This is a genomic window from Bacteroides stercorirosoris (genome assembly GCF_900142015.1).
GTDB classification, from domain to species: Bacteria; Bacteroidota; Bacteroidia; order Bacteroidales; family Bacteroidaceae; genus Bacteroides; species Bacteroides stercorirosoris.
Window position 1 is genome coordinate 1 of record NZ_FQZN01000017.1, and the last position, 23,143, is coordinate 23,143.

At 40.4% G+C, this 23,143-nt stretch carries 19 protein-coding genes, 1 tRNA gene and 2 pseudogenes; 17 read left to right on the forward strand and 5 right to left on the reverse strand.

Features of this window, described 5'->3' with window-relative positions; all coding sequences use genetic code 11:
• Window positions 1-195 precede the first annotated feature (195 nt).
• From BUC01_RS13480 to BUC01_RS13500, 5 genes are all read left to right on the forward strand, one after another.
• On the forward strand, window positions 196-495 hold the full coding sequence (locus tag BUC01_RS13480; RefSeq protein WP_025834480.1) for a DUF4406 domain-containing protein: 300 nt from the start codon (window positions 196-198) through the stop codon (window positions 493-495).
• Between the two features lie 48 nt (window positions 496-543).
• Window positions 544-855, forward strand: a complete 312-nt coding sequence (locus tag BUC01_RS13485; protein WP_021936435.1) for an HU family DNA-binding protein — start codon at window positions 544-546, stop codon at window positions 853-855.
• Window positions 856-1,002: 147 nt separating this feature from the next.
• Window positions 1,003-1,563 (forward strand): metallophosphoesterase family protein, encoded by a 561-nt coding sequence (locus BUC01_RS13490; protein ID WP_073313955.1) that lies wholly within the window; start codon window positions 1,003-1,005, stop codon window positions 1,561-1,563.
• Window positions 1,564-1,712: 149 nt separating this feature from the next.
• Complete coding sequence (locus tag BUC01_RS13495; protein ID WP_229091449.1) at window positions 1,713-2,522, forward strand: helix-turn-helix transcriptional regulator; 810 nt, start codon at window positions 1,713-1,715, stop codon at window positions 2,520-2,522.
• A 5-nt stretch (window positions 2,523-2,527) separates the two neighbouring features.
• Window positions 2,528-3,223 carry a metallophosphoesterase gene (locus BUC01_RS13500; protein ID WP_025834478.1) on the forward strand — a complete coding sequence of 232 codons (696 nt, stop codon included), beginning with the start codon at window positions 2,528-2,530 and terminating at the stop codon, window positions 3,221-3,223.
• Between the two features lie 139 nt (window positions 3,224-3,362).
• Here BUC01_RS13500 and BUC01_RS13505 read toward each other — a convergent pair whose 3' ends face one another.
• The gene (locus tag BUC01_RS13505) at window positions 3,363-3,596 is read right to left on the reverse strand and encodes a helix-turn-helix domain-containing protein (RefSeq protein ID WP_016267069.1); all 234 of its coding nucleotides are present in this window, start codon (window positions 3,594-3,596) and stop codon (window positions 3,363-3,365) included.
• Between the two features lie 85 nt (window positions 3,597-3,681).
• On the opposite strand from BUC01_RS13505, the gene BUC01_RS13510 reads away from it, so the two are divergent.
• The 5 genes and pseudogenes from BUC01_RS13510 to BUC01_RS13530 all read left to right on the forward strand — a co-directional run bounded on the left by BUC01_RS13510 (window position 3,682) and on the right by BUC01_RS13530 (window position 8,511).
• Window positions 3,682-4,323 carry a DUF1643 domain-containing protein gene (locus BUC01_RS13510; RefSeq protein WP_016267068.1) on the forward strand — a complete coding sequence of 214 codons (642 nt, stop codon included), beginning with the start codon at window positions 3,682-3,684 and terminating at the stop codon, window positions 4,321-4,323.
• 4 nt (window positions 4,324-4,327) lie between these two features.
• Window positions 4,328-5,602: a hypothetical protein gene (locus BUC01_RS13515; RefSeq protein WP_022011110.1), complete on the forward strand. Its 1,275-nt coding sequence runs from the start codon at window positions 4,328-4,330 to the stop codon at window positions 5,600-5,602.
• A gap of 40 nt (window positions 5,603-5,642) precedes the next feature.
• Window positions 5,643-7,151, forward strand: a complete 1,509-nt coding sequence (locus BUC01_RS13520) for a toxin-antitoxin system YwqK family antitoxin (RefSeq protein WP_073313957.1) — start codon at window positions 5,643-5,645, stop codon at window positions 7,149-7,151.
• 210 nt (window positions 7,152-7,361) lie between these two features.
• A pseudogene (locus BUC01_RS13525) lies at window positions 7,362-8,174 on the forward strand (DnaB-like helicase C-terminal domain-containing protein); the annotation flags it as partial.
• Window positions 8,175-8,193: 19 nt separating this feature from the next.
• Entirely contained in the window at window positions 8,194-8,511 is a 318-nt protein-coding gene (locus BUC01_RS13530; protein ID WP_025834468.1) for a hypothetical protein, read from the forward strand.
• Between the two features lie 298 nt (window positions 8,512-8,809).
• Here BUC01_RS13530 and BUC01_RS13535 read toward each other — a convergent pair.
• From BUC01_RS13535 to feoB, 3 genes are all read right to left on the reverse strand, one after another.
• Window positions 8,810-8,881 (reverse strand) — tRNA-Cys (locus tag BUC01_RS13535).
• Between the two features lie 51 nt (window positions 8,882-8,932).
• Complete coding sequence (locus BUC01_RS25865) at window positions 8,933-9,148, reverse strand: hypothetical protein (RefSeq protein ID WP_073313959.1); 216 nt, start codon at window positions 9,146-9,148, stop codon at window positions 8,933-8,935.
• On the reverse strand, window positions 9,145-11,616 hold the full coding sequence (gene feoB, locus BUC01_RS13545) for a ferrous iron transport protein B (protein WP_073314015.1): 2,472 nt from the start codon (window positions 11,614-11,616) through the stop codon (window positions 9,145-9,147). The genes BUC01_RS25865 and feoB overlap by 4 nt, the downstream gene beginning before the upstream one ends.
• Before the next feature lie 152 nt (window positions 11,617-11,768).
• Between feoB and tilS the strand changes: the two genes are divergently transcribed.
• Window positions 11,769-13,076: a tRNA lysidine(34) synthetase TilS gene (gene tilS / locus BUC01_RS13550; protein ID WP_025834466.1), complete on the forward strand. Its 1,308-nt coding sequence runs from the start codon at window positions 11,769-11,771 to the stop codon at window positions 13,074-13,076.
• Between the two features lie 137 nt (window positions 13,077-13,213).
• Here the strand turns inward: tilS and BUC01_RS13555 are convergent, their stop codons facing one another.
• Complete coding sequence (locus BUC01_RS13555; protein WP_025834464.1) at window positions 13,214-14,044, reverse strand: 4Fe-4S binding protein; 831 nt, start codon at window positions 14,042-14,044, stop codon at window positions 13,214-13,216.
• Window positions 14,045-14,335: 291 nt separating this feature from the next.
• Here BUC01_RS13555 and rho point away from each other — a divergent pair, with 291 nt between their 5' ends.
• The 6 genes and pseudogenes from rho (at window position 14,336) to folD (ending at window position 23,139) form a co-directional block, all read left to right on the forward strand.
• Entirely contained in the window at window positions 14,336-16,384 is a 2,049-nt protein-coding gene (rho, locus tag BUC01_RS13560) for a transcription termination factor Rho (RefSeq protein ID WP_073313961.1), read from the forward strand.
• Between the two features lie 86 nt (window positions 16,385-16,470).
• A pseudogene (locus BUC01_RS25870) lies at window positions 16,471-16,771 on the forward strand (sulfatase family protein); the annotation flags it as partial.
• Window positions 16,772-16,904: 133 nt separating this feature from the next.
• Window positions 16,905-18,716: a tetratricopeptide repeat-containing sensor histidine kinase gene (locus tag BUC01_RS13565; protein ID WP_073313963.1), complete on the forward strand. Its 1,812-nt coding sequence runs from the start codon at window positions 16,905-16,907 to the stop codon at window positions 18,714-18,716.
• A complete protein-coding gene (locus BUC01_RS13570; RefSeq protein ID WP_025834462.1) occupies window positions 18,713-20,668 on the forward strand; it encodes an ATP-binding protein in 1,956 nt (651 codons plus the stop codon). Before BUC01_RS13565 ends, BUC01_RS13570 begins: the two co-directional genes overlap by 4 nt.
• 95 nt (window positions 20,669-20,763) lie before the next feature.
• Window positions 20,764-22,083 carry a signal recognition particle protein gene (gene ffh, locus BUC01_RS13575; RefSeq protein ID WP_025834460.1) on the forward strand — a complete coding sequence of 440 codons (1,320 nt, stop codon included), beginning with the start codon at window positions 20,764-20,766 and terminating at the stop codon, window positions 22,081-22,083.
• A 174-nt stretch (window positions 22,084-22,257) separates the two neighbouring features.
• Entirely contained in the window at window positions 22,258-23,139 is an 882-nt protein-coding gene (gene folD / locus BUC01_RS13580) for a bifunctional methylenetetrahydrofolate dehydrogenase/methenyltetrahydrofolate cyclohydrolase FolD (protein ID WP_025834459.1), read from the forward strand.
• The last annotated feature ends 4 nt before the right edge of the window (window positions 23,140-23,143 follow it).

Here is a 23,143-nt window from a genome sequence, read left to right on the forward strand (position 1 = left end):
ATTTAACCAATTTATTACTATATTTGAAAACAGGATTCAAGTATAAAACCCGAATCCTGAAGTTTTCTATTTACACAAAATTGTGGACAGTGCCCTGTATTGACAAGATATGACGCCTCGTCATAATATACAAAAACGGAACAATTCTTGAAAATGTTTATTAGACAATGAATGTAAAATTATAAACAGAATCTAATGAAAATATACATTTCAGGACAAATTACAGGATTAGGAGTAGAGGAAGCCAAAGCTAAATTTGATAAAGCAGAAAAAGCACTGACTGTACAAGGATATATCCCTATTAACCCTATAAAAGTTAATACACCGATTGAGGGAAAGACATGGAAAGAGTATATGCTGGATGATATAAAACTCCTATTTGACTGCGAAGCTATCTGCTTGCTTAACAACTGGCAAGCCTCCAAAGGAGCAAGAATAGAATACTTAATAGCCAAAGAAATAGGAATGACAATCCTTATGGAAGCAGAACAATAAATTGTATAAGAACTATAATATATTGAGTAATATTTAAACTGTAAATACATGAATAAGAAAGAATTAACAAATGCTATTGCGGAAAGAACAGGGTTAAGCAAGTTTGAATCAAGAAAAGTGCTAAATGCAGTAATAGAAATCATTACCGAAGAAATGGTAAGAAATGGAAGGCTGCTTTTGATTGGTTTTGGAACGTTCTCAGTGAAACAAAAAGCTGCGAGAAAAGGAATGAACCCTAGTACATTTGCTCCGATTGATATTCCGGCTAAAAAGATTGCCAGTTTCAAGCCAAGTATCTATCTGAATTTCCTATTGAATAGAAAGAAAAGAGGAAGAAAAAAGAAAGAAGAGAGGGAGTAATTTACAATACAACGCCGATATAATCATAAACAAGCCTTTAGGATATGTAGTGTAACATAGATTTCAAGATTATGAATAGATTATACTTGATATTGTTTGTTCCTATTTGGCAATCTCGTAAATTTACAGCCTAAAAATACAAAGAATATGATTATACCATATAAGAATCATAAAATATTCGCATTCTCTGATACTCATGGGATGCACTCTCAACTAAGAATACCGTCAGAAGCTGACATCTTGATTTGCGCTGGAGACGGAGTAGCAGGTATAGAAGAACAGGAATTATCCGATTTCCTCAACTGGTATGCTGCCCAACCCGCTCAATTACGTATATTTGTGGCTGGTAATCATGAACTCTTGTTCGATTTATGCCCAGAAGATGCACAATTGCTAATCCCTAAAGGTGTTACATTGCTGGAAGATTCTGGGATAAAGTATGATAATATTCATTTCTATTCTATCACAGCACGCCCGTGGTTACATCATAAACAAGAAATTCCATCGAGCATAGACTTTCTGATAACCCATGGACCAGCAAAAGGAGTACTGGATGAAGGTACTGGATGCTCTTTATTAAAAGATGTGATTGCTAAATACAAACCTCGTAACCATGTATTTGGGCATATTCACTCTTGTGGTAGCCAAATGATAATTTGTCCAAATACTGTTCATTACAACGTTTCTTATTTCGAGAGTCTACTCTAATTCCATAAGTGATATTGAATATCAGTAATCGCTTTGACCTACAAATATAAACATTTATGCCAACCAAAAATACCATACGAAGAAACTATCTAATCATTCGTAGAATTCTACAGAATGATTATCCCAGCAAGCGTACACTGCTCGACTACATGAAACGATATGACGTAGAGATTGGAGAGAGGACATTTCAAAGAGATCTAGCTGATATACGAAGTAATTTCGATATAGAAATCATATACGATGAACAAAAGAATGGTTACTATGCTCAAACAGATAGTACATTCGATTTCGATAAATTGCTCTATTTTATTGGACTAGCTGAAAGTTCTGATATTATTCTCTCCACCGTCAAAGACAGAAACAAACTCCTAGAGTACTTATCTATTAGCCCTACCCCTCACGCAAAAGGAGTTGAGAATATCGGTCGTTTACTGCAAGCAATCCAGAGCCAAATGAGCATCCACTTTGAACATCGAAACTATCAAACAGGCAGATTAAAAGAATATACAGTCTTTCCTTATCTATTGAAAGAGTTTGAAGGAATGTGGTATATGTTTGCCTATGTTGATGAACTGAAAGCTTTTCGCACTTTTGGGCTTGACAGGATTAGTGACCTTATTATTACCGATAATCATTTTCAACGAGAGAAAGTATTGGAGCTGACTGCGGATAAATTCAATCAAATATATGGGATAATCTATGAACCGGATAACAATCCAAATGCCCCAATAGAAAAAGTGGAACTAAGATTTTCCGATACTATGTTACATTATCTGAAAGCTCTACCACTACACCAGTCTCAAACTATAGATGAAAACATTGTCACTTTACACCTAATTATCAATCCGGAATTAGAAAATAAGATAATCAGTTACGGAGAACAAGTAGAAGTCTTATACCCATTATCGCTCAGAGAAAGAATTATAAAACGCTTACAAAAAGCTATATCCCAATACTAACGCTTATGAAAATATGTATAATTAGTGATATTCATGGACTGACAGAATGGAAGAATATTATCAATAAGGAAAGAGGGAATGTGGACAGATTTATCTTTCTTGGGGATTATGTAGATGACAAACATAGTCTTATTTCTCCAGAAGAACAGTTAGAAAATCTACACTCTATACTTGACTTTAAAGAAGAATATACTAACGTTGATTTGCTAATAGGCAACCATGACTTACAGTATATCGGAGGTGTGAGAAGCAACCGCTTCACTCAACGGTTATCCGATCTTATACAAGATGAACTTATAGTCCTGATTCGGGAAAAGACAATTCAAGCGTGTGTTTGCTATGACAATTATCTGTTTTCCCATGCAGGTGTAAGCCGTATATGGATGAAAGAAAAAGGAATGCAACATTATACAGATATAAACAATCTGTTTCAAACATATCCATTAGTATTAGATTTCGTCAATAAAATAAACAGCGATGCTGCCGGAAATAATGTCTATCAAAGTCCATTATGGATTAGACCAGACTCTTTAAGTAAATCCGCACTCCCTAACTACCATCATGTAGTCGGACATACCAGAATAAAGGAGATTAGCATTATAACACAGGAAGAAAGTAAGTTGATATTTACAGACACTCAACTACAACAGTATCTAATTATCGACACTGATAACGAAATTGAAGAGATAAAGCAGAATTGAGAAATTAAGAAAATAATATTATAACCGTTACAGCAATGTAGCGGTTATTTTTCTCCAGATAAATGTAATATGAAAAAAACATCCGAGCACCGACTGAAATTGTCGTACCCATAGTCTTAGCTTTGCAAGCAAAACTGGATTAAAAATCAGAATCAAGAGAAGGGAAAAAGTCTGCTGGAGAACAATCAAAATCCTTTGCGATAAGATAGAGTTGATGTACACTATACTTAGTATCAGAGTTTTCACTCTCTACTTGTCCGATAAAACCAGCAGAACAGCCAAGTATCTCTGCCATACCACGCTGAGACACTTTCAATTCCTTTCGCTTTTCTCTAATTCTATTAATGACAAATAGATCAATATCTGATTTCATAAAACCATGTTTTTGAATTTGTAAAGTTGAAAAAAAGATTTATCTTTGTGCTTAGAAATACTAAGCAACAAGGCTTTTAGAGATTATGAGTAAGAAAATAGTAAAAAATGGTTGGGTGTATAACTATGATGTGTCGGACGAATATCGTAGAAAATACGACTGTGAACTTACAGACGTGCGTTATGTATTAGGTGAGCAATTCGATACGGATAAACAGAATGTATTGGTTTGCATTGGTATCAACCCTAGCATGGCACTGCCTAACTTCCTTGACCCGACACTGAGAAGGGTGCAAGACTATGCAAAAAGAAGCGGTGAATACGGAGCATGGTATATGCTGAATGTTTACCCTCAAAGAGCAACCAATCCGAACAACATGGATACGGACCATACTTACGACATAGAGATTCATTTGCGCAATCTTGCAGCCATAGAAGAATTGTTGTCTACCATTGAACAGGCAGATGTGTGGTGCGCTTGGGGTGCGGTTATTGACGATACAAAACGGACATATTTGTCTGATCTGTTATTCGGAAACGAAGATAAGAACATACAAGGTATAATCAGCCTGTTCAGTGGAAGCTATCATTTCAAAGCCTACGGAGCTACCACGAAAGGCTATCCTAAACACCCTCTTCTGATAGGAAAAGAAGCAAAGTTGAAAAACTTAAATGAAGTAGGATTGAAAGGATTATCAGATAGAATTACTAATAAAATAAAAAAATAGTATTATGAAATTGAAGTATTTATTGGCTGCTTGTACAGCCTTTTTTCTTGTATCTTGCAGTAATGATGATGAACTGTCCCAACCGCCACAGCACGGTGATATTGTGGGGTTGAATATCAAAGATGCAAAGTATATCTATACAAGTGGAACTAATACCCGTTCTTCTTCTGCCCAATATCGACAGATTAAGAAAGACGGTAGAGACATGGAATTATCGTGGATTGACAATAAGGGTGATACGATTAGAATAAGCGGTTCATTTTCAATATGGGATATTAATAAAAAGTATCTGATGTTTACAGGCGGGGACATCAATTACAGACCAACGTATGACGAAGATGGCTTCTTGCTACCGAACGAAGAGAGAATAGGCGGATATTCCTATCTTGTCGATAAATCCACAGAAGCGATATATGATTTAGGTGCAGGACTAAATGGAGAGAATGCCGTAACAGACAATAAGGGAAATATCTATGTCATGGCTAACATGGAAAACAATATGGGTGGAGGAAGACTTTATAAAATTCATACACAGGATATTTCTAACTTAAAGTTAGAATTGTATGCAGATAATTCTCTTTCTTTTGTTGTCAACAATAAGGGAACTTGTTTCTATGGTTACAGATATATCCGTCCGTCGTATGGTACGCAGCAGTTTATCATTTCTAATTTTATCCCCCACACAGAATATGGAAATGCTTTTGTATCTCACGACAACGAAGATTTATATCTCACTGCTGTTAGTGGAGAACATGAATCTTACAAACTTGTAGTTAGCAAGCTAAATGAGAATAAAGAACTCCAAAGTCAAATTATGGCAGAGACGGAATCTCTTGATTATTGGGGAAGACCACAACCCAATGATATACAAGTGAAATGGAATGAACGCAGGGCTACAATGCTGATAAATTATTATGGTCGCACTTATGAATATCAGTTTGCTACAAAGGCATTGACAGAAGTTTCAGCTAATTTGAATGGATTTTTTGCCACCGATCGTTCCACTTATGTCACAACAAATGCTTTATATGCACGAAAATCTGTGGATAAATTGGATATTATAGCATTGGAGAACTACAGTATCAAGGAATTGGACTTGTCAAGCGAAGGCATAGATTTTCGTTCCATTTATACAATGGAGGGTTCAGATTTGTTATATTTTGCAGGTTTTCAATATAGTACAAGCCAATCTGTTATCGGAACGATTGATATAGACGGTAATGTGGAAATTACGGAATCAACGCCTAATCCTATTACCAACATCATACAGATAAATTGAGATTGCATACAACAAAAAAGAAATTAATATCAAGGAAAATATGAAATTTAGAATTTTATTTTTTATTTGCATTATAATATCATCAGTTGATATAGCTAGTGCGCAGAATCTTGTGACTAAAAAAACTTATTGGGATTGGGGGAATTCCCGTTTACATGAGTCTTTTACTGTAATTGCGGGTACTGGAACAAGACATGGTTCCTATAAGGAATACGACAGGAATGGAATGTTACTAATCTCCGCAAACTACAATCATGGAGCTTTACATGGATTATGTATCGAATATTTCGGAACACCCGAAAAATATATTTCTAAATCCACAAACTATCTAAATGGGAAAAAGAGCGGAGTGGAAAAGAATTATAATTTGGGAAGTAGTGGGCACTATCTTTTGGAAGAATGTATATATAAGGAAGATGAAATGATAGAGAAAACATCCTACTACACGGATGCCAAAAATAGAGGGCAAAAGAAAAGCCATGCAAAATTAGTAGATGACAAACAATATAACACAAACTGGTTTCAAAACGGACAAATAGAATACAAAGGAATACTTCAAGTGACACCAGGAAACTATGGAAATATAACAACTCCAATTCAGTATACCAGATATAGCGAAACGGGCATATTAATTGAGAAACTAGATGATAATATCATTTCGTTTTATGCGGAAGATGGCAAAACTATCACACAAAAAGAGAACCTAAGCACAGATGTGATAGAATGTTATGATAATGGTGCTTTAACCAAATCTATAAAAGTTCTGAGAGAAGCAGGAAATGAATATTATAAGGTATCTTTATATAAAGATAACGAAGTATATTCTAAGAAGATAGTAGATCAAAATGGAAATGATGTGGAGCAATTAAGAAAAGAAAAGCTATTAGAACTTCAGTATGATTCCTTATATAACAAGCTGCAAGAAATTCTCCCTACAAAAGTTTCCATGAATATAAAAGAAATGGAGTTTGTTCGTCCTGACGTAGTATATTGTAGAAAAGGAGCATATGAGAGTAGTGGAAAATCCTCGGCTTTAGAGACTGCGGTCGAAACGCATAAAAAAGAATTAGATGATGTTATTCGTCTACGCAATGAATACACGGAAAGAGGGATTAAAAAAAATGATGGAAAATATTATAAATCGGTAAAATTGATAAGTGAATACATTGATAAAATCAGTCGAGACTTCATGCAGAAGTATGATACTTTATCTATGATGAAAAAAATGGTAGAACAGATTTCTGACGACTTACAATGCGTGGAATGTTCTTACACTTATTATAGAGGTCAACAAGGGTATAAAGATAATGTGCCCAAAATACACAAGAATGCTTACAATGCATATCTTGCAACAACTGAATACCTTACTTTAAGCTTGGAGGGTAAAAACTTGAGCGAGACGTTGGCTATACTCCAACAGTATGCAACTGTTAGTTCCAAAATGAGGAAATGGTATAGCAAGAAAATTACTCCTATTGAGAAATTATTCAAAAAAGCAGAGACTTCCGAAGCTAAATTGGATATTTTCTTGAATAATGATGTGGAATAAAAAACATTTGTTCTCATGTAATGAAATATAAATCAAAGTATTACATACTAACTACGAACAAGAACCGCTATAATGTCAAGTTGTAGCGGTTTCTTTTTTTCGAGAGTTACGTCGTAAAATGACGTATATGTCTTAGTTACTTTGCTCACACTAAGACTAAATAAGAAAAAGAATATGAAAAAATTGGGTATATTCAAATATGAGTATGTAGGTGAGAGAGCCATACAATCCGGTTTCACTGAATTGGATAAAATTACATTCGGATGGAAAAAAGGAGAATTAATTGTGATTGGTGGACGCCCAGCAATGGGAAAAACAGCATTGGCAATATCCTTGGTGAGAAATATCGCCATCCTTAATAGAACCCCTATTGCTTACTTTAGCCTCGAAATGTCCACTGTTCAATTCATGAATCGTTTTTTATCAAATGTAAGCAACGTGGAAATAAATCATGCAGAATTGTATAGTGAGAAAGAACAAGCCTTATTGGATGATGCAGAAAAAATTATAGAAGATGCACCTATCTTTCTGGATGATACACCAGCGTTATCTATACAAGAACTTCGCACTAAGGCATCTCGCCTTGTACGAGAACATCAAGTTAAGCTAATTATCATTGACTATCTCCAACTGATGAATACAAGTGGCATGAGTTATAGCAATCGTGAAGAAGAGGTTAGCGTAATTACTCGTTCGCTCAAAGCATTGGCTATGGAATTGAATATTCCTATTATAGCTTTCTCACAGTTAAATCGTGGTAAAGAATCACGTGAAGGCATTGAGGGAAAACGTCCTCAATTAAGTGATCTACGAGAATCTAGAACTATTGAGCAAGATGCAGATATGATTTGCTTTATCCATCGTCCCGAATATTACAAAATATACCAAGATGAAAAAGAAAATGATTTGCACGGTATGGCTGAAATCATAGTTGCTAAAAATCGTAATGGAAAGACGGGAAATACTTTATTAAAATTTTCCAGTCAATTTGCACGTTTTGATAACATAGCTGATAACATAATCCATTAGAAAGAAAACTACAATGAGAGTAAAGTCTTTTAAGTTTAAGGTTATTAGAGATAGTGAAAGTATAATCTTGTCACTAAACTTCTCTGATTTGTCTATTGAGGTTATTCGCCAATTAATTAGTAACTCTATCAAACTGGAAGCAAACAAAGAGTGTAAATTACTATTTATTGGGAATATAGACTGCAAATTAGAATTAGAGGATATATATAACCTCGCTAGCTTTATACAATCAATTGTAGGTAAAACATTAGTGTGGGATATTATTAATGATACACCCAAGAATGATGAACCGGAAGATTTGGCAGGCTACTTAATTATAGCACCAAATTAAACCACATTAGTTATGGTCTCTTAGCTGGTCTTCCATAGAAGAGGGGGTACACAATCCCCTCAATCTATATTTCTTCATATAAATCACATATAATAGAAAGAGCACTTAAGGACTACGAGATTCTTGAATGGCAAATCACTTTAAATCATTTGTGCTTCTGCTGTAAACTGAATCCTAAAAATAATCAAAAGATATATTGGAAAATATTCTCGAATTTTCAAGTGGTCCCCGAAACGGTCTCCGTAAAAAATAAGCCCTCGAAAGTGCTTGACTTTCAAGGGCTTTAAAGTGATAGTTGAGGTTCCTGGCGGATTCGAACCGCCGTACACGGTTTTGCAGACCGCTGACTAAGCCACTCATCCAAGGAACCGTCTTTTTCCGTTTGCGGTTGCAAAGGTAGTACATTTTTTGAATATACCAACTATCCGCAGCATTTTTTCTTTTTTTCTTTTTTGATAACACAGCACTCTGCACGCTTTTCGTCCATCAATCGCCTTAAGTCACAACCGGTTACGCAGTTTGCACATGGATTACCATTTTCTTTTGTCCGACGGAAAAAAGCATAAATGCCCCACCCTATCCGGACAATACACAACAGTAAAAGGATTGCGACTACCCATTGTTGCCAATTCATCATACAAATAATCCTCCTATTCTATATATAGCAAAAGCCATCACCCATGCAAGCAATGTAGTATACACTGCCGTAAACAACGCCCATTTCCAACTGCCGGACTCCTGCTTAATGGCTACAATTGTAGCAATACACGGAAAGTATATCAATACAAACACCATATAACAGAAAGCCACCAATGGCGTAATAGGAATACGTTCAGCAAGACTTACCACATCGGCTTCCGCATCATTCGTATAAAGTACTCCCAGCGTACTTACCACCAATTCCTTGGCCCCTACACCCGAAAGTATGCCGATACCCAGTTTCCAATCAAAGCCCAATGGCTCAATAACCGGCTCCATTGCTTTCCCTATCTGCCCGATATAAGAATTCTCCTGTTGTTCGGCAACCGTCTCATATGCATTATGATCAGGATAATACCCCAACGCCCATATTACGATAGAAGCTATCATGATAATACCTCCCATCTTACGGAGATATTGCGCCCCCTTCTCCCACGTATGCCGGAAAATAGCTTTTGCAGTCGGCAGACGGTAAGGCGGAAGTTCCATTACGAACGGTGTATCATCCCCCTTCACCAGAAAACGGCTGAACAAACGTGCCAACAACACCGCCAACAGAATTCCTATCGAATATATAAGCAACAATATCAAACTACCATTGTTCGGGAAAAAAGCACCCACCAACAACAAATAAATAGGCAAGCGGGCACTACATGACATCAACGGATTGACCAACATAGTAATCAGACGACTTTTACGGTTCTCAATGGTACGCGAAGCCATAATAGCAGGAACATTACATCCGAAACCCATAATCAAAGGAATAAAGGATTTACCGTGCAATCCCATCTTATGCATAATCTTATCCATGATAAACGCTGCACGTGCCATATAACCGGAGTCTTCCATCAACGAAATACAGAAGTAAAGGATAAGGATATTCGGCAAGAAAACAATAACGCCCCCTACACCGCCTACGATACCATCCACCAAGAGATCTTTCAGCGGCCCGTCCGACATATTATCACGTATCAGATTTCCAATAACCTCTACCAACCATTCAATACCCATCATCGGATATTCACCGAGCACAAATGTCCCCTCGAACATGAGGTACATGAAAAGAAAGAAAATAGGAAATCCCCAAAAACGATGCGTCACAATAGAATCTATCACACGCGTCGTGTGTTCTTTATCCAAATGATTATCTACAAACGTTTCTTTAAGAGCACCGGAAATAAAGCCATATTTAGCATCAGTGATTGCTTGATCGCAGTCTTCATTCAGTACCTCGCGAATGCGTCGGCTTTCCTGATCGCGGGCAGCCATAATTTCTTTTCCATTGGGCAAGGAATCGACTAATTTCTCCAAATCGGGGTCATTCTCCAACAGTTTGATAGCCAAAAAACGGGTAGAATATTTATGGCGGATATCTTCATTTTCACTGATGACACGCTTTACCTCTTCGATGCTGCGCTCCAGTTCCGGCCCATGATTGATGTGGATATGGCGATAGAAACCATGATGACGTCCCTCCTCTTCCCTATGAGCACCAGCACTATAACCGGGTACATATTCCTTGTGCCACTCCCGTAAATCCTTCATTACTTCAGTACGCACATTCTCTTTCTGATCCAGAAAGTCGGCACCTTCGTAAATGCTGATAACGACATGAAACAGTTCCTCAATACCTTTCCCCGTACGTGAAACGGTAGGCACCATGGGAACACCGAACAATTGACTGAGTGTCATATAATCCAGCGTATTACCACTGGCTTCCAGTTCATCATACATATTAAGTGCCATCACCATGCGCACGTTCATGTCAATCAACTGGGTTGTGAGATAAAGATTACGTTCCAGATTGGACGAATCTACCACATTGATCACGACATCCGGTGTCTCATTAATGATATGATTGCGAACATACATTTCTTCGGGGCTATAAGCCGACAACGAATACGTACCGGGCAAGTCGACAATACGGAACTGATAACCTTGAAAATTAAAGTACCCCTCCTTGGCATCCACCGTAACGCCACTGTAGTTACCTACATGTTCATGCGAACCGGAAGCAATGTTGAACAGAGAAGTTTTTCCGCAATTAGGATTACCTACCAAAGCAACATTGATAGTGCGGCGTTTGCCAAGGGCGATGCGTTTCAGCACTTCGTCACCCGGATAAATATCTTCACTCATTCCGGGATGATAATCCTGTTTCGTAGCTTGTTCTTTCGCCTCCTGTTCGCTGATAATTTCAATCATCCCCGCTTCCTGACGGCGCAAGGAAATTTCATAGCCCATTACCTTATACTTGATAGGGTCTTTCAACGGAGCATTCAGCAAAACTTCTACGGTTTTACCTTTAATGAAACCCATTTCTACAATTCGTTTACGGAAACCGCCATGTCCCAGTACTTTAACGATTACACCTTTTTCTCCAGTTTTTAATTCGGACAAACGCATAGTCTTCTCTCTTTCATTAATTTTGGCGCAAAGATAAAAGTTTTGCATGTAGCACACAAATTATTTAGATTGTTTTTAAATAAGGAGCAAAAAAGGATATGTTTCCAAATGATAATTACCGGAAATAATCGAATAAAACGTATCTTTGCAACATGGATAAGAAGAAGATAGCACAATATATCGAGCAAGAGAAACTTTTCAGTCTGAAAGACAAAGTCTTGGTAACTCTGAGCGGCGGGGCTGACTCGGTGGCATTGTTGCGCCTGCTTCTTGACATGGGATATACTTGCGAAGCGGCCCACTGCAATTTTCACCTGCGAGGCGACGAATCGGACCGGGACGAAATGTTCGTCCGCAAGCTATGCCTGCAACTGGAAATTCCGTTACACATCCGGCACTTTCAAACCACAGAAGAAGCTGCAAAACGACACATTTCCATTGAAATGGCTGCACGAGAACTGCGTTATGCCTGGTTTGAAGAACTCCGCCTGCAACAGGGGGCTGACGTCATTGCCGTAGCCCACCATAAGGATGATAACGTGGAAACCCTCTTACTTAACCTGATTCGCGGAACAGGCATCAATGGCCTGTTAGGTATTCACCCCAAAAACGGGAAAATCGTTCGCCCTTTGCTGTGCCTCGACCGGAAAGAAATAACAGAATATCTGCAAGGAATCGGACAGACTTACGTAACTGACAGCACCAACCTGCAAGATGAGTATACACGTAACAAAATAAGACTCAATCTCTTGCCCCTCATGCAGGAAATCAATCCTTCGGTAAAAGAAAGTCTTCTCCGTACTGCAGAGCATCTGAATGACGCAGCGCTATTGTATAATAAAGGTATAGAAGAAGGAAAACAGAAGGTGCAGACTGGACAAAGCATCCGGATAGCCACTTTGTTAGAAGAGCCTGCACCGGAAACCTTATTGTTTGAAATCTTATTTCCATTAGGATTTAACGGCACGCAAATCAAAGACATTTTCACCTCTCTGAGTGGCCAGCCGGGAAAAATATTCCTTAGCAAAGACTGGCGTGTCGTCAAGGATCGGGATTTATTACTAGTGACTCCTGCCAACTTTTCCAAAGCTCCAACCGCATCATTTCCGGACGATCTTTCCCTACCCTTCCGCTTAATAATGGAAGAACAGGAAGTTACGGACAATTTCGTAATTCCCCGCGACCGGACTATTGCCTGCTTCGATGCAAACAAACTAAAACAGCCTCTCACCGTAAGGCTCTGCCAGCAAGGAGACAGTTTTATCCCCTTCGGCATGACCGGACGGAAGAAAGTGAGCGATTACCTCACCAACCGGAAATTCTCCCTTCCCCGCAAAGAGCAACAATGGGTACTTTGCAGTGGCAAACATATTATATGGTTGATTGGTGAACGGACAGACAACCGTTTCAGAATAGATGAAAACACCCGCCGGGTACTCATCATTAAGTTTATCCCGTAAAACAGTCAGCACTAATCCTTCTTCCTGCAATAGTTGAGCCTCAAAGCTACGAAATACAGCATCTTTGATTGCGAACAAAAAAAGGTTACTTCCTGCACGAACGGAAAATAACCTTTGATAGAAAATCCATTAATTGTTTAAATGATAATTCGTGGCTCCTTCTGCCGTACAAAACAATCTGCAAGCAATGCCGCAAACGGAGTGTCATACGTTCGTGCCTTAAACGGACAGCCTTTGACACAAGCACAGCACTTGATGCACTTTTCCGCAATCGTATTACATTCATCACCCTTTATAATAGCACCCGAGGGGCAATGAGCCGCGCAAATACCACAATGTGTACACAGTTCCGCATTCACTTCCGGCACACGTGGCAGAGGCATACCACTTTTCCGCAATTTTATCACCCGGCGCAGAAATTTGAATAAAGGCAAAAAAGGTTGACGGGGACGCTGAATGCGGTTCACATCTACCGGGCATAAATGTTCCATATCCACAGCCGCATTAATTTTTGTACGTAGTTTCGCACCAAATTCCTCAGCATACTGCAAATCGTATGCATCCGGACGCCCTGCAGCAACCGGATGTCTCTCCGTACTATAAGAATGTTCTCCTATAAACGTAGCTCCCGCAATCACTTTAAAACCTCGGGTAGAGGCAAATGCATCCAATTCTATCAAAGCCTTCTCATAAGCGCGATTACCATAGACCACCACTAATACTACCGGAGTCCCCGATGCACGAATTCCCCGCAAGCGTTCCATAGCCAAAGGAGCTACTTTACCGCCATAAACAGGCACCGCAATCACGGTCAACGCATTCTCCGCAACATCCACTTCGGCAGCCTGCAATGTTAAATCCGTCGTAATAATATTTGTTAGTCCTGTTCCGCGAACAATTGCCTCTCCAACTTGTTTAGAGGTACGAGTGGGTGAGAAACAGATGAGATGAACTTCGTTTATATCCATAATTTTATGTACTTTTTCTTAGTTTATCTAGCAAAGATAAAGTTTTAAAATTAAAAAAAAGACGAATTGTTTATGAAACCAAAAATATTTATTACCTTTGTGCCGTTGAAACAATCTGCGACTCCTAAGTGCGGGAAGTTAACCAGATTTCCGGTTCAATAATAAATATCCCATAATCATAGTATTTTAAAATAGGTATATTTGCCACGTTGCTTGTAACGACAACCGCAGCAGTGTGAACATATCTGTCCAATAACAAAAGAAATATTAAATCATTCACATATATACTGTATGTATAATATCATTCAATTGAACGACAAAAATTTGTCGGAACTTCAAACTATTGCCCAAGAACTGGGTATCAAAAAGACAGACTCACTAAAAAAAGAAGAACTTGTTTACAAGATACTTGATGAACAAGCCATCGCAGGTGCTACCAAAAAGGTTGCTGCTGAAAAGCTGAAAGAAGAGCGTAAAGTAGAAAGACAAGAGAAACGTACCCGCGTGACCGTAAAAAAAGAGAGTACTGACAAAGTTTTCACCGCCAATAAGAATGGCGACCTCACCAAGGCAAAAGCTGAAGCAACAGCTGCATCTGCCAAAGTACGTCCGGTGGAACCAGTGAAAACACCGGTAGCAGAAAAGGCTCCTGAAGTAACCGCAACTGCCACTCCTGAAAAAGCTGAAGAAAAAACAGCTCCGAAACGCAAGCCGGGCCGTCCCCGTAAAACTAAGGCAGAAGAAAAAACTCCCGTACCAGTTGTAAAGGAAGAGTCCCAAAAAGCAGAACCGGAACTGAGTTTTGAGGTTGAAGCACCAAAAGTGGCAGCGCCCAAAATAGCAGCACCGCAAGTAATCAAAAAAGCCGTAGTGGAAGACAGTCCCATTCTGTCAGAACCCGAAGATGACTTTATTCCTATCGAAGACCTTCCGACTGAAAAAGTAGAACTCCCCTCTGAACTTCTCGGAAAATTTGAAGCAACCAAGACGGAAACTCCTGTAGTGACACCTGCCGTGGAACCCGCACCCGCAATGCCACAACGACCACGCCTTCGTCCTCGCGACAACAGCAATACTCCTTACAACAATAATAACAATCGTAACAACAACCAGCGCCCTGTACAACAGCAGCGTCCCGCCCAACCCCAGAATAGCGGTGACAATTATGCTCCTGTTCCTGAACGCAGACCTGCGGTTGAACGCGAAAAAGTATACGAATTCGATGATATCCTGACCGGTACAGGCGTGCTGGAAATCATGCAGGATGGCTACGGTTTCCTTCGTTCTTCCGATTACAATTATCTTTCTTCACCGGACGACATTTACGTATCACAGTCTCAAATCAAACTCTTCGGTCTGAAAACCGGCGACGTTGTGGAAGGTGTTATCCGTCCGCCGAAAGAAGGAGAAAAATATTTCCCGCTGGTGAAAGTAGAGAAAATCAACGGACGCGACCCGGCTTTCGTGCGCGACCGCGTACCTTTTGAACATCTCACCCCGTTATTCCCCGACGAAAAGTTCAGATTGTGCAAAGGTAGCTATTCCGATTCCATGTCTGCCCGCGTAGTCGATCTTTTCGCTCCTATCGGTAAAGGACAGCGTGCTCTGATTGTGGCACAGCCCAAGACCGGTAAAACGATTTTGATGAAAGACATCGCCAACGCCATTGCAGCAAATCATCCGGAAGTTTACATGATTATGTTGTTGATTGATGAACGCCCGGAAGAAGTAACCGACATGGCACGCACCGTAAATGCCGAAGTTATCGCCTCAACCTTTGACGAGCCTGCCGAACGCCACGTGAAGATTGCCGGCATCGTATTGGAAAAAGCAAAAAGACTGGTAGAATGTGGTCATGACGTAGTTATCTTCCTCGATTCCATCACCCGTCTGGCACGTGCTTACAATACGGTTTCTCCTGCTTCCGGTAAAGTCCTTTCCGGTGGTGTGGACGCCAATGCACTACACAAACCCAAACGCTTCTTCGGTGCAGCCCGTAATATTGAAAATGGCGGTTCGCTCACCATTCTGGCTACTGCTCTGATTGATACCGGTTCTAAAATGGACGAAGTTATCTTCGAAGAATTTAAAGGTACAGGTAATATGGAGTTGCAACTCGACCGCAACTTGTCCAACAAGCGTATCTTCCCTGCTGTCAACATCGTTGCTTCCAGCACTCGCCGCGACGACCTGCTGCAGGAAAAACAGACACTGGACCGCATGTGGATACTTCGCAAATATCTAGCCGATATGAACCCGATAGAAGCTATGGACTTCGTAAAAGACCGTCTGGAAAAAACCAAAGACAACGACGAGTTCTTGTTGAGCATGAACAGCTAAAGTTACCTCTTTACAATATCGTACAAAAGCTTCCAATTACATCTAAAAGTGCAATCGGAAGCTTTTTTAAATTTTCCCCTTTTCTCTTAGATGACTCGCTGGTACAGTCCACCCTTGACCTGCTACCTACCCTTTGTGAATTAACCAGCCTACCTAATCCGGCAGACAAGCCAGGAATCAGCTTTGCTCCGCTACTGACAGAAAAATAGCAGACACAAAAACATCCATACGTCGTGTCTGAATGGCACAGCGAATACGAAGTAATCGTCAGTCCGGGACGCATGATACGAAGCCCCCACTACAAATACACTCAGATAGAGAAACCACTCTCCCGGATATCCCCACCACGAAGGTTCCTGTTCACGGGATATCATCAATCGCAAATAAAGCATCAAAATGCAAAAAGGGCGAGAGTTTTTCGGATATCTCGCCCTTTTTAGTTACTTTTGTCGCAAATAATCAAATAAATATCGGAATAAGCAAGGTGAGAATCAGTAAAACGATAATAATATTGTTGTTGATGTTATTTTACGGTACTTCCTACATCCTCTCTGCAAACCAGGATTCGGAAGATAAGCGCATACACCTTGTCGAACACTTAATGGATAATAACTTAGGTTATTCTCTGGAAGCAAAGTTAAGCGATATTCTCCGGTGGGAAGACGAACTGGCGGAAATGTACCGGAGAAAAAAAGATTATAAGCGCATGTTCCTCGTACGGCAAATGGCCTCCTATGCCCTTGCAGCCGACGGGCAAATCAACGAAGCATTAGAGAAAGCAAACAGCATATTGAGGCAGGCCACACAGATGAAAAACGATATCGGAATAGCCATAGCCCACTATGCAATCGGAGATACCTATCTCTGTGCCAATATGGCTAATGAGGCTGTCGAAGAATATGAGGTAGCCATGAATAAGCTATATAAAATCCCCGATTCCGGCAAACTTCAAGAAAGGGTGTTAATACAGTTGGCCCCTACCCTCATCAGGCTGAAACGTATGCCTGAAGCCCAAGCCTATCTGGACCGGATGGAGCAGGTGAACGACGATCACCACAGCCGTTTTATGGAGAATATTTTTCAAGCTTACTATTATCTCTATGCAAACGATCTGGATAAGGTTCGGAAATATATTCAGGAAACCGAAGAATGGTATGAATATTATCCATTCTATTTTCACAGTTCTATCCTGAAATACATACAGGCTGAATATGCAAAAAATACAGGCAATGATGAACAAGCTATAGAGTTATACAACGAACTGACAGACCACAGCAACGGCGCCAACACTTACAACAAATACCTAAAAATGAAAAATGCTTTGGCATACCTATATACCAAGCAAGGACAAGCCCAAGAGGCATGTACGGCATATCAGGACATCAATGCCGCCCGCGATTCTATCAATGCCCGCAATTACTCTTCCCAAATCAATCTTTTACGAACCATATACCAGGTGGATCGCCTTGAAATGAATAACCAAAACCAGCGTAACCGCCTGCTCTCCTATTCCATCATAGGTTGTATTCTTATCTTAGCCATATCTGCCGTATCGGTATTTTATATTCGTAAAATCAACAAGCGTCTGGCCAATTCCCAGCTCAAATTGGGAAAAGCACGGCAAAGCGCAGAAAATTCCATACGTACCAAAAGTCTTTTCCTGTCGAATATGAGCCATGAGATACGAACCCCGCTGAATGCCTTGTCGGGATTCTCCGGTATTCTGACAGATGCCAATATCGATGTTGCCACCCGCCAGCAATGCAATGAAATTATCCAGCAGAACTCAGATTTATTATTGAAACTGATAGATGACGTTGTCGACCTTTCCAGCCTGGAAATAGGTAAGATGCAATTCCATTTCGCCAACAACGACGCTGTGTTTGTTTGCCGCAATGTGGTGGATACCGTAGAAAAGATTAAGCAGACAGCCGCTTCCGTACTGTTTGAAACTTCTTTAGAGAAACTGGAAATATATACGGATGAGGCACGCCTCCAACAATTACTTATCAATCTGCTTATCAATGCAACCAAGTTCACCACAGAAGGTAGCATTATCCTGTCACTTGAAAAGCAATCGGAAGAAACAGCCTTGTTTACCGTAACCGATACAGGTTGCGGAATAGCGCCAGAAAAACAGGGACAGATATTCAACCGCTTTGAAAAGCTGAATGAAAACGCACAGGGCAGCGGACTGGGGCTTTCTATCTGCCAATTGATCGTGGAACGTTTCGGTGGAAAAATCAGGATTGACCCCGAATATAAAGATGGTTCCCGTTTCCAATTCACTCATCCTATTCATCCGGCAGACAGAAAGGAGGACATAGCATGAAACGCATCTTATTCATACTTGCCGTCGCACTGCAATGCGCATTTGTTTCTGCTACACATTCGACTGTTGCGGATAGTTTGTTGAATGAGTTGCGGGCACTCCCCCACGATTCCACCCGATTAAAGTTACTGGAGAAACTGGTACTCACAGAACAAAATTCCCCGCATTATATAGAATATGCAAAGGAGATGTTCGAAGAAGCGCAATTTCAAAAAAGCGACAAATACAGAGCCAGTGGTTCTTATTACAAATTACTGTATTATTATAACCAGAACGAAGCTGACAGCGTCAGCAAACTGGTAAACTATCTATTACCCATAGCTGAGCGTATGCAATATTGGCAGATGTATTTCAACGCACAGAAATTGCTTATCTATACCTATATTTATAAGGAGAAGTATGAGTATGCAATCAATGAAGCACTAAAGATGCAGGAAAAGGCAGAAACATTGAACAACGCCGGCGGACGAGTAGCCGCCTACCTTTGCTTGGCAAATGCGTACCACGAAACGAACCGTAAACAAGAAGAAGGAGAAGTACTGCAAAAAGCACATGAACTATTCTCTGCCCCTATACACTCCAGTATCCAAATAAATGTACTGGGGCAACTCATCCTTTACAGCAACAATCAGAATGATTACAAAAGCCTGAAAACCTATTTAGACCAGAATACCCGGTTAATAGACGGGTTACTTAAACAGGCCCCCGACATGTACGAGTCTTATTTCAACTTATTATTATTTTCAGAGATATTCCATACTTGTTATTATATAGGTATAGAGAAAACAGACTCCGCAAAAATACATATGGAGAAAGCGCAAAAATACATAACACCGCAAAGTTATCTTCCATACATTGCTATGTATTATAACGCCCATTCAGAGTATTATCGCTATATAAAGGATTACAAGAACGCACTTTCTTATGCAGATTCCGTCTTAATGAAGATGCAGGAATTTGCCCCTGGTCAGATTGATTACGCCAAACAACTGGCCCGTAAAGCTGACATCCTGCAAGAAATGGGCAGACATCAGGAAGCCCTGCCACTCTACGAAAAGTCCAATCACATCCAGGATTCATTGACTGTAGCGATATCAGCCAAGCAGCTCGAAGAAATTAAAGATATGTACCACCTCAATCAATTGGTATGGGAGCAGGGAAAATTAAGAAGCCGCGTACAGGTGACAATTCTCCTCAGTCTCTCAATCATACTTATTCTATGTATCGCTTATATGCTCCGAATCAACCGGATAAGAAAAGCCCTGAAAATATCGGAAAAAGAAACACAGAAAGCCACCCGGCAGACAGAAGAAGCCAATGAAATGAAAAACCGTTTCCTGTCTAATATGAGTCATGCCATCCGGGTACCCCTGAACGGAGTATTGGGATTCTCACAAATCATAGCCAACAACGAAATAGAAATGGACGAACCCACCCGCAAAGAGTATTCGGGCATCATCCAGCAAAACACAGAACAATTAATGCGTTTAGTCAACAACGTCCTTGACCTATCACGTCTGGAGGCCGGTATGATGAAGTTTCAGATGAGCGACTATGATATTGTACAACTCTGTAAGGATGCTGTAGGAATGGCACAAATGCAAAACCCCACCTTACACACTCATTTCCATAGTAATATTGATGAGTATATTATCCATACAGACACCAACCGGATAATGCAACTCATTGTCAGTCTTCTTATCTGCCCCCTTGCCTCTTTCAAGGAGGAACGTGACCTTCAATTCACTTTAGACAAAAATGGCGAGATACTCTGTTTCAAAGTAACCAACTGTCCGCTGGCAGACCTAAAATATGCCAATCAAGACTCTGCTTTGCGCAATGATGTCAACCATCTGTTGTTGAAACACTTTAGTGGCACCTATCAGGTAATCCCCGACAGCAAAGAGGGTCCGACAATTCTTTTCACTTATCCCGCAGCTCAGGCAGAATAATATTCTTGTCTCAAAAGGAGGTAGATACAGGGATTTTTTGTACTTTTGCGCCTCAATAAGAGTAATTTGTAATTTATAAATAGAATTATAGCATCATGTTCGATAATTTAAGCGAAAGACTGGAAAGGTCGTTTAAAATTCTGAAAGGTGAAGGAAAAATCACCGAAATCAACGTTGCGGAAACCCTGAAAGATGTGCGCAAGGCACTGTTGGACGCCGACGTAAACTACAAAGTAGCCAAAACATTTACAGATACCGTTAAGGAAAAGGCATTGGGACAAAACGTGCTGACAGCCGTGAAACCCAGCCAATTAATGGTAAAAATCGTGCACGATGAACTGACCCAGTTGATGGGTGGTGAAACGGCTGAGGTTGACTTGGAAGGAAAGCCGGCGGTTATTTTGATGTCCGGTCTACAAGGTTCAGGTAAGACGACGTTCTCAGGTAAACTGGCACGGATGCTGAAAACAAAAAAGAACAAAAAACCGTTGCTGGTGGCTTGTGACGTGTACCGCCCTGCCGCTATCGAGCAGCTACGTGTACTGGCAGAACAGATTGGAGTTCCGATGTATTCAGAACCGGATAGTAAAAATCCGGTGAAAATTGCGGAAAATGCAATTCAGGAAGCTAAAGCAAAAGGATATGATGTAGTTATTGTCGATACTGCCGGACGACTGGCTGTAGACGAAGAGATGATGAACGAAATCGCTGCTATCAAGAAAGCGATTAATCCGAATGAGATTCTTTTCGTGGTAGACTCCATGACTGGTCAGGATGCCGTGAATACAGCCAAAGAATTTAACGAACGCCTTGACTTCAACGGTGTGGTACTGACGAAGTTGGATGGTGATACTCGCGGTGGTGCCGCTCTTTCTATCCGTTCGGTAGTGAACAAGCCGATTAAGTTTGTCGGTACCGGTGAAAAGTTGGATGCTATCGACCAATTCCACCCCTCACGTATGACAGACCGTATCCTCGGTATGGGTGACATCGTTTCACTGGTAGAACGCGCGCAGGAACAATATGATGAAGAAGAAGCAAAACGTCTGCAAAAGAAGATTGCCAAGAACCAATTCGACTTCAACGACTTCCTGAGTCAGATTGCTCAAATCAAGAAGATGGGTAACCTGAAAGACTTGGCTTCCATGATACCGGGTGTGGGTAAGGCTATCAAAGATATCGATATTGATGACAATGCATTCAAAAGCATCGAAGCTATTATTTATTCCATGACTCCGGCAGAACGCAGCAACCCGGCTCTTCTGAATGGTTCGCGCCGTCAACGCATTGCCAAAGGTAGTGGTACAAATATTCAGGAGGTAAATCGCCTGTTGAAGCAATTTGACCAGACTCGCAAGATGATGAAAATGGTGACAGGCAGCAAAATGGGCAAGATGATGCCAAAGATGAAATAATAAAGATAAACTGCAAGCATACCAATCCCGCTAATTTCATATTTCAAATGAAGTCAGCGGGATTGTTGTTATATTCGGTTATTTGCTCTATATTTGCGATGCATGAGTTTCTGAAAGAATAGTAAATGACGGAAATAGTATAAGATAAATTATAACTAAAACAAAAATATTGATATGACATTAATTGACGGAAAAGCAATCTCGGAACAAGTGAAGCAGGAGATTGCTGCTGAAGTAGCGGAAATTGTGGCGAAAGGCGGTAAACGCCCTCACCTTGCTGCAATTCTTGTAGGTCACGATGGTGGCAGTGAAACATACGTTGCTGCCAAGGTAAAAGCATGTGAAGTTTGCGGATTCAAGTCCAGCCTTATCCGTTACGAAGCGGATGTAACGGAAGACGAACTTCTGGCTAAAGTACGCGAGTTGAACGAAGATGCAGACGTAGACGGATTTATTGTACAACTGCCATTACCCAAGCATATCTCTGAGCAGAAAGTAATAGAAACCATCGATTATCGGAAAGACGTAGATGGATTTCACCCCATCAATGTGGGACGTATGTCTATTGGGCTACCCTGCTATGTATCGGCAACTCCGAACGGTATCCTTGAATTATTGAAACGCTATCAGATAGAGACTTCCGGAAAGAAGTGCGTAGTATTGGGACGTAGTAATATCGTCGGCAAACCGATGGCAGCACTGATGATGCAGAAAGCTTATCCGGGAGACGCAACCGTAACCGTATGCCATAGCCGCAGTAAAGACTTGGTAAAAGAGTGTCAGGAAGCCGATATCATCATCGCTGCATTGGGACAACCCAACTTTGTAAAAGCTGAAATGGTAAAAGAAGGTGCCGTAGTTATTGATGTAGGTACTACGCGTGTGCCGGATGCCACAAAGAAATCAGGATTCAAACTGACTGGTGACGTAAAGTTCGACGAAGTAGCTCCTAAATGTTCATTCATCACTCCCGTACCGGGTGGCGTAGGGCCGATGACTATCGTTTCTTTAATGAAGAATACACTGCTGGCTGGTAAGAAAGCAATTTACCAATAATCCC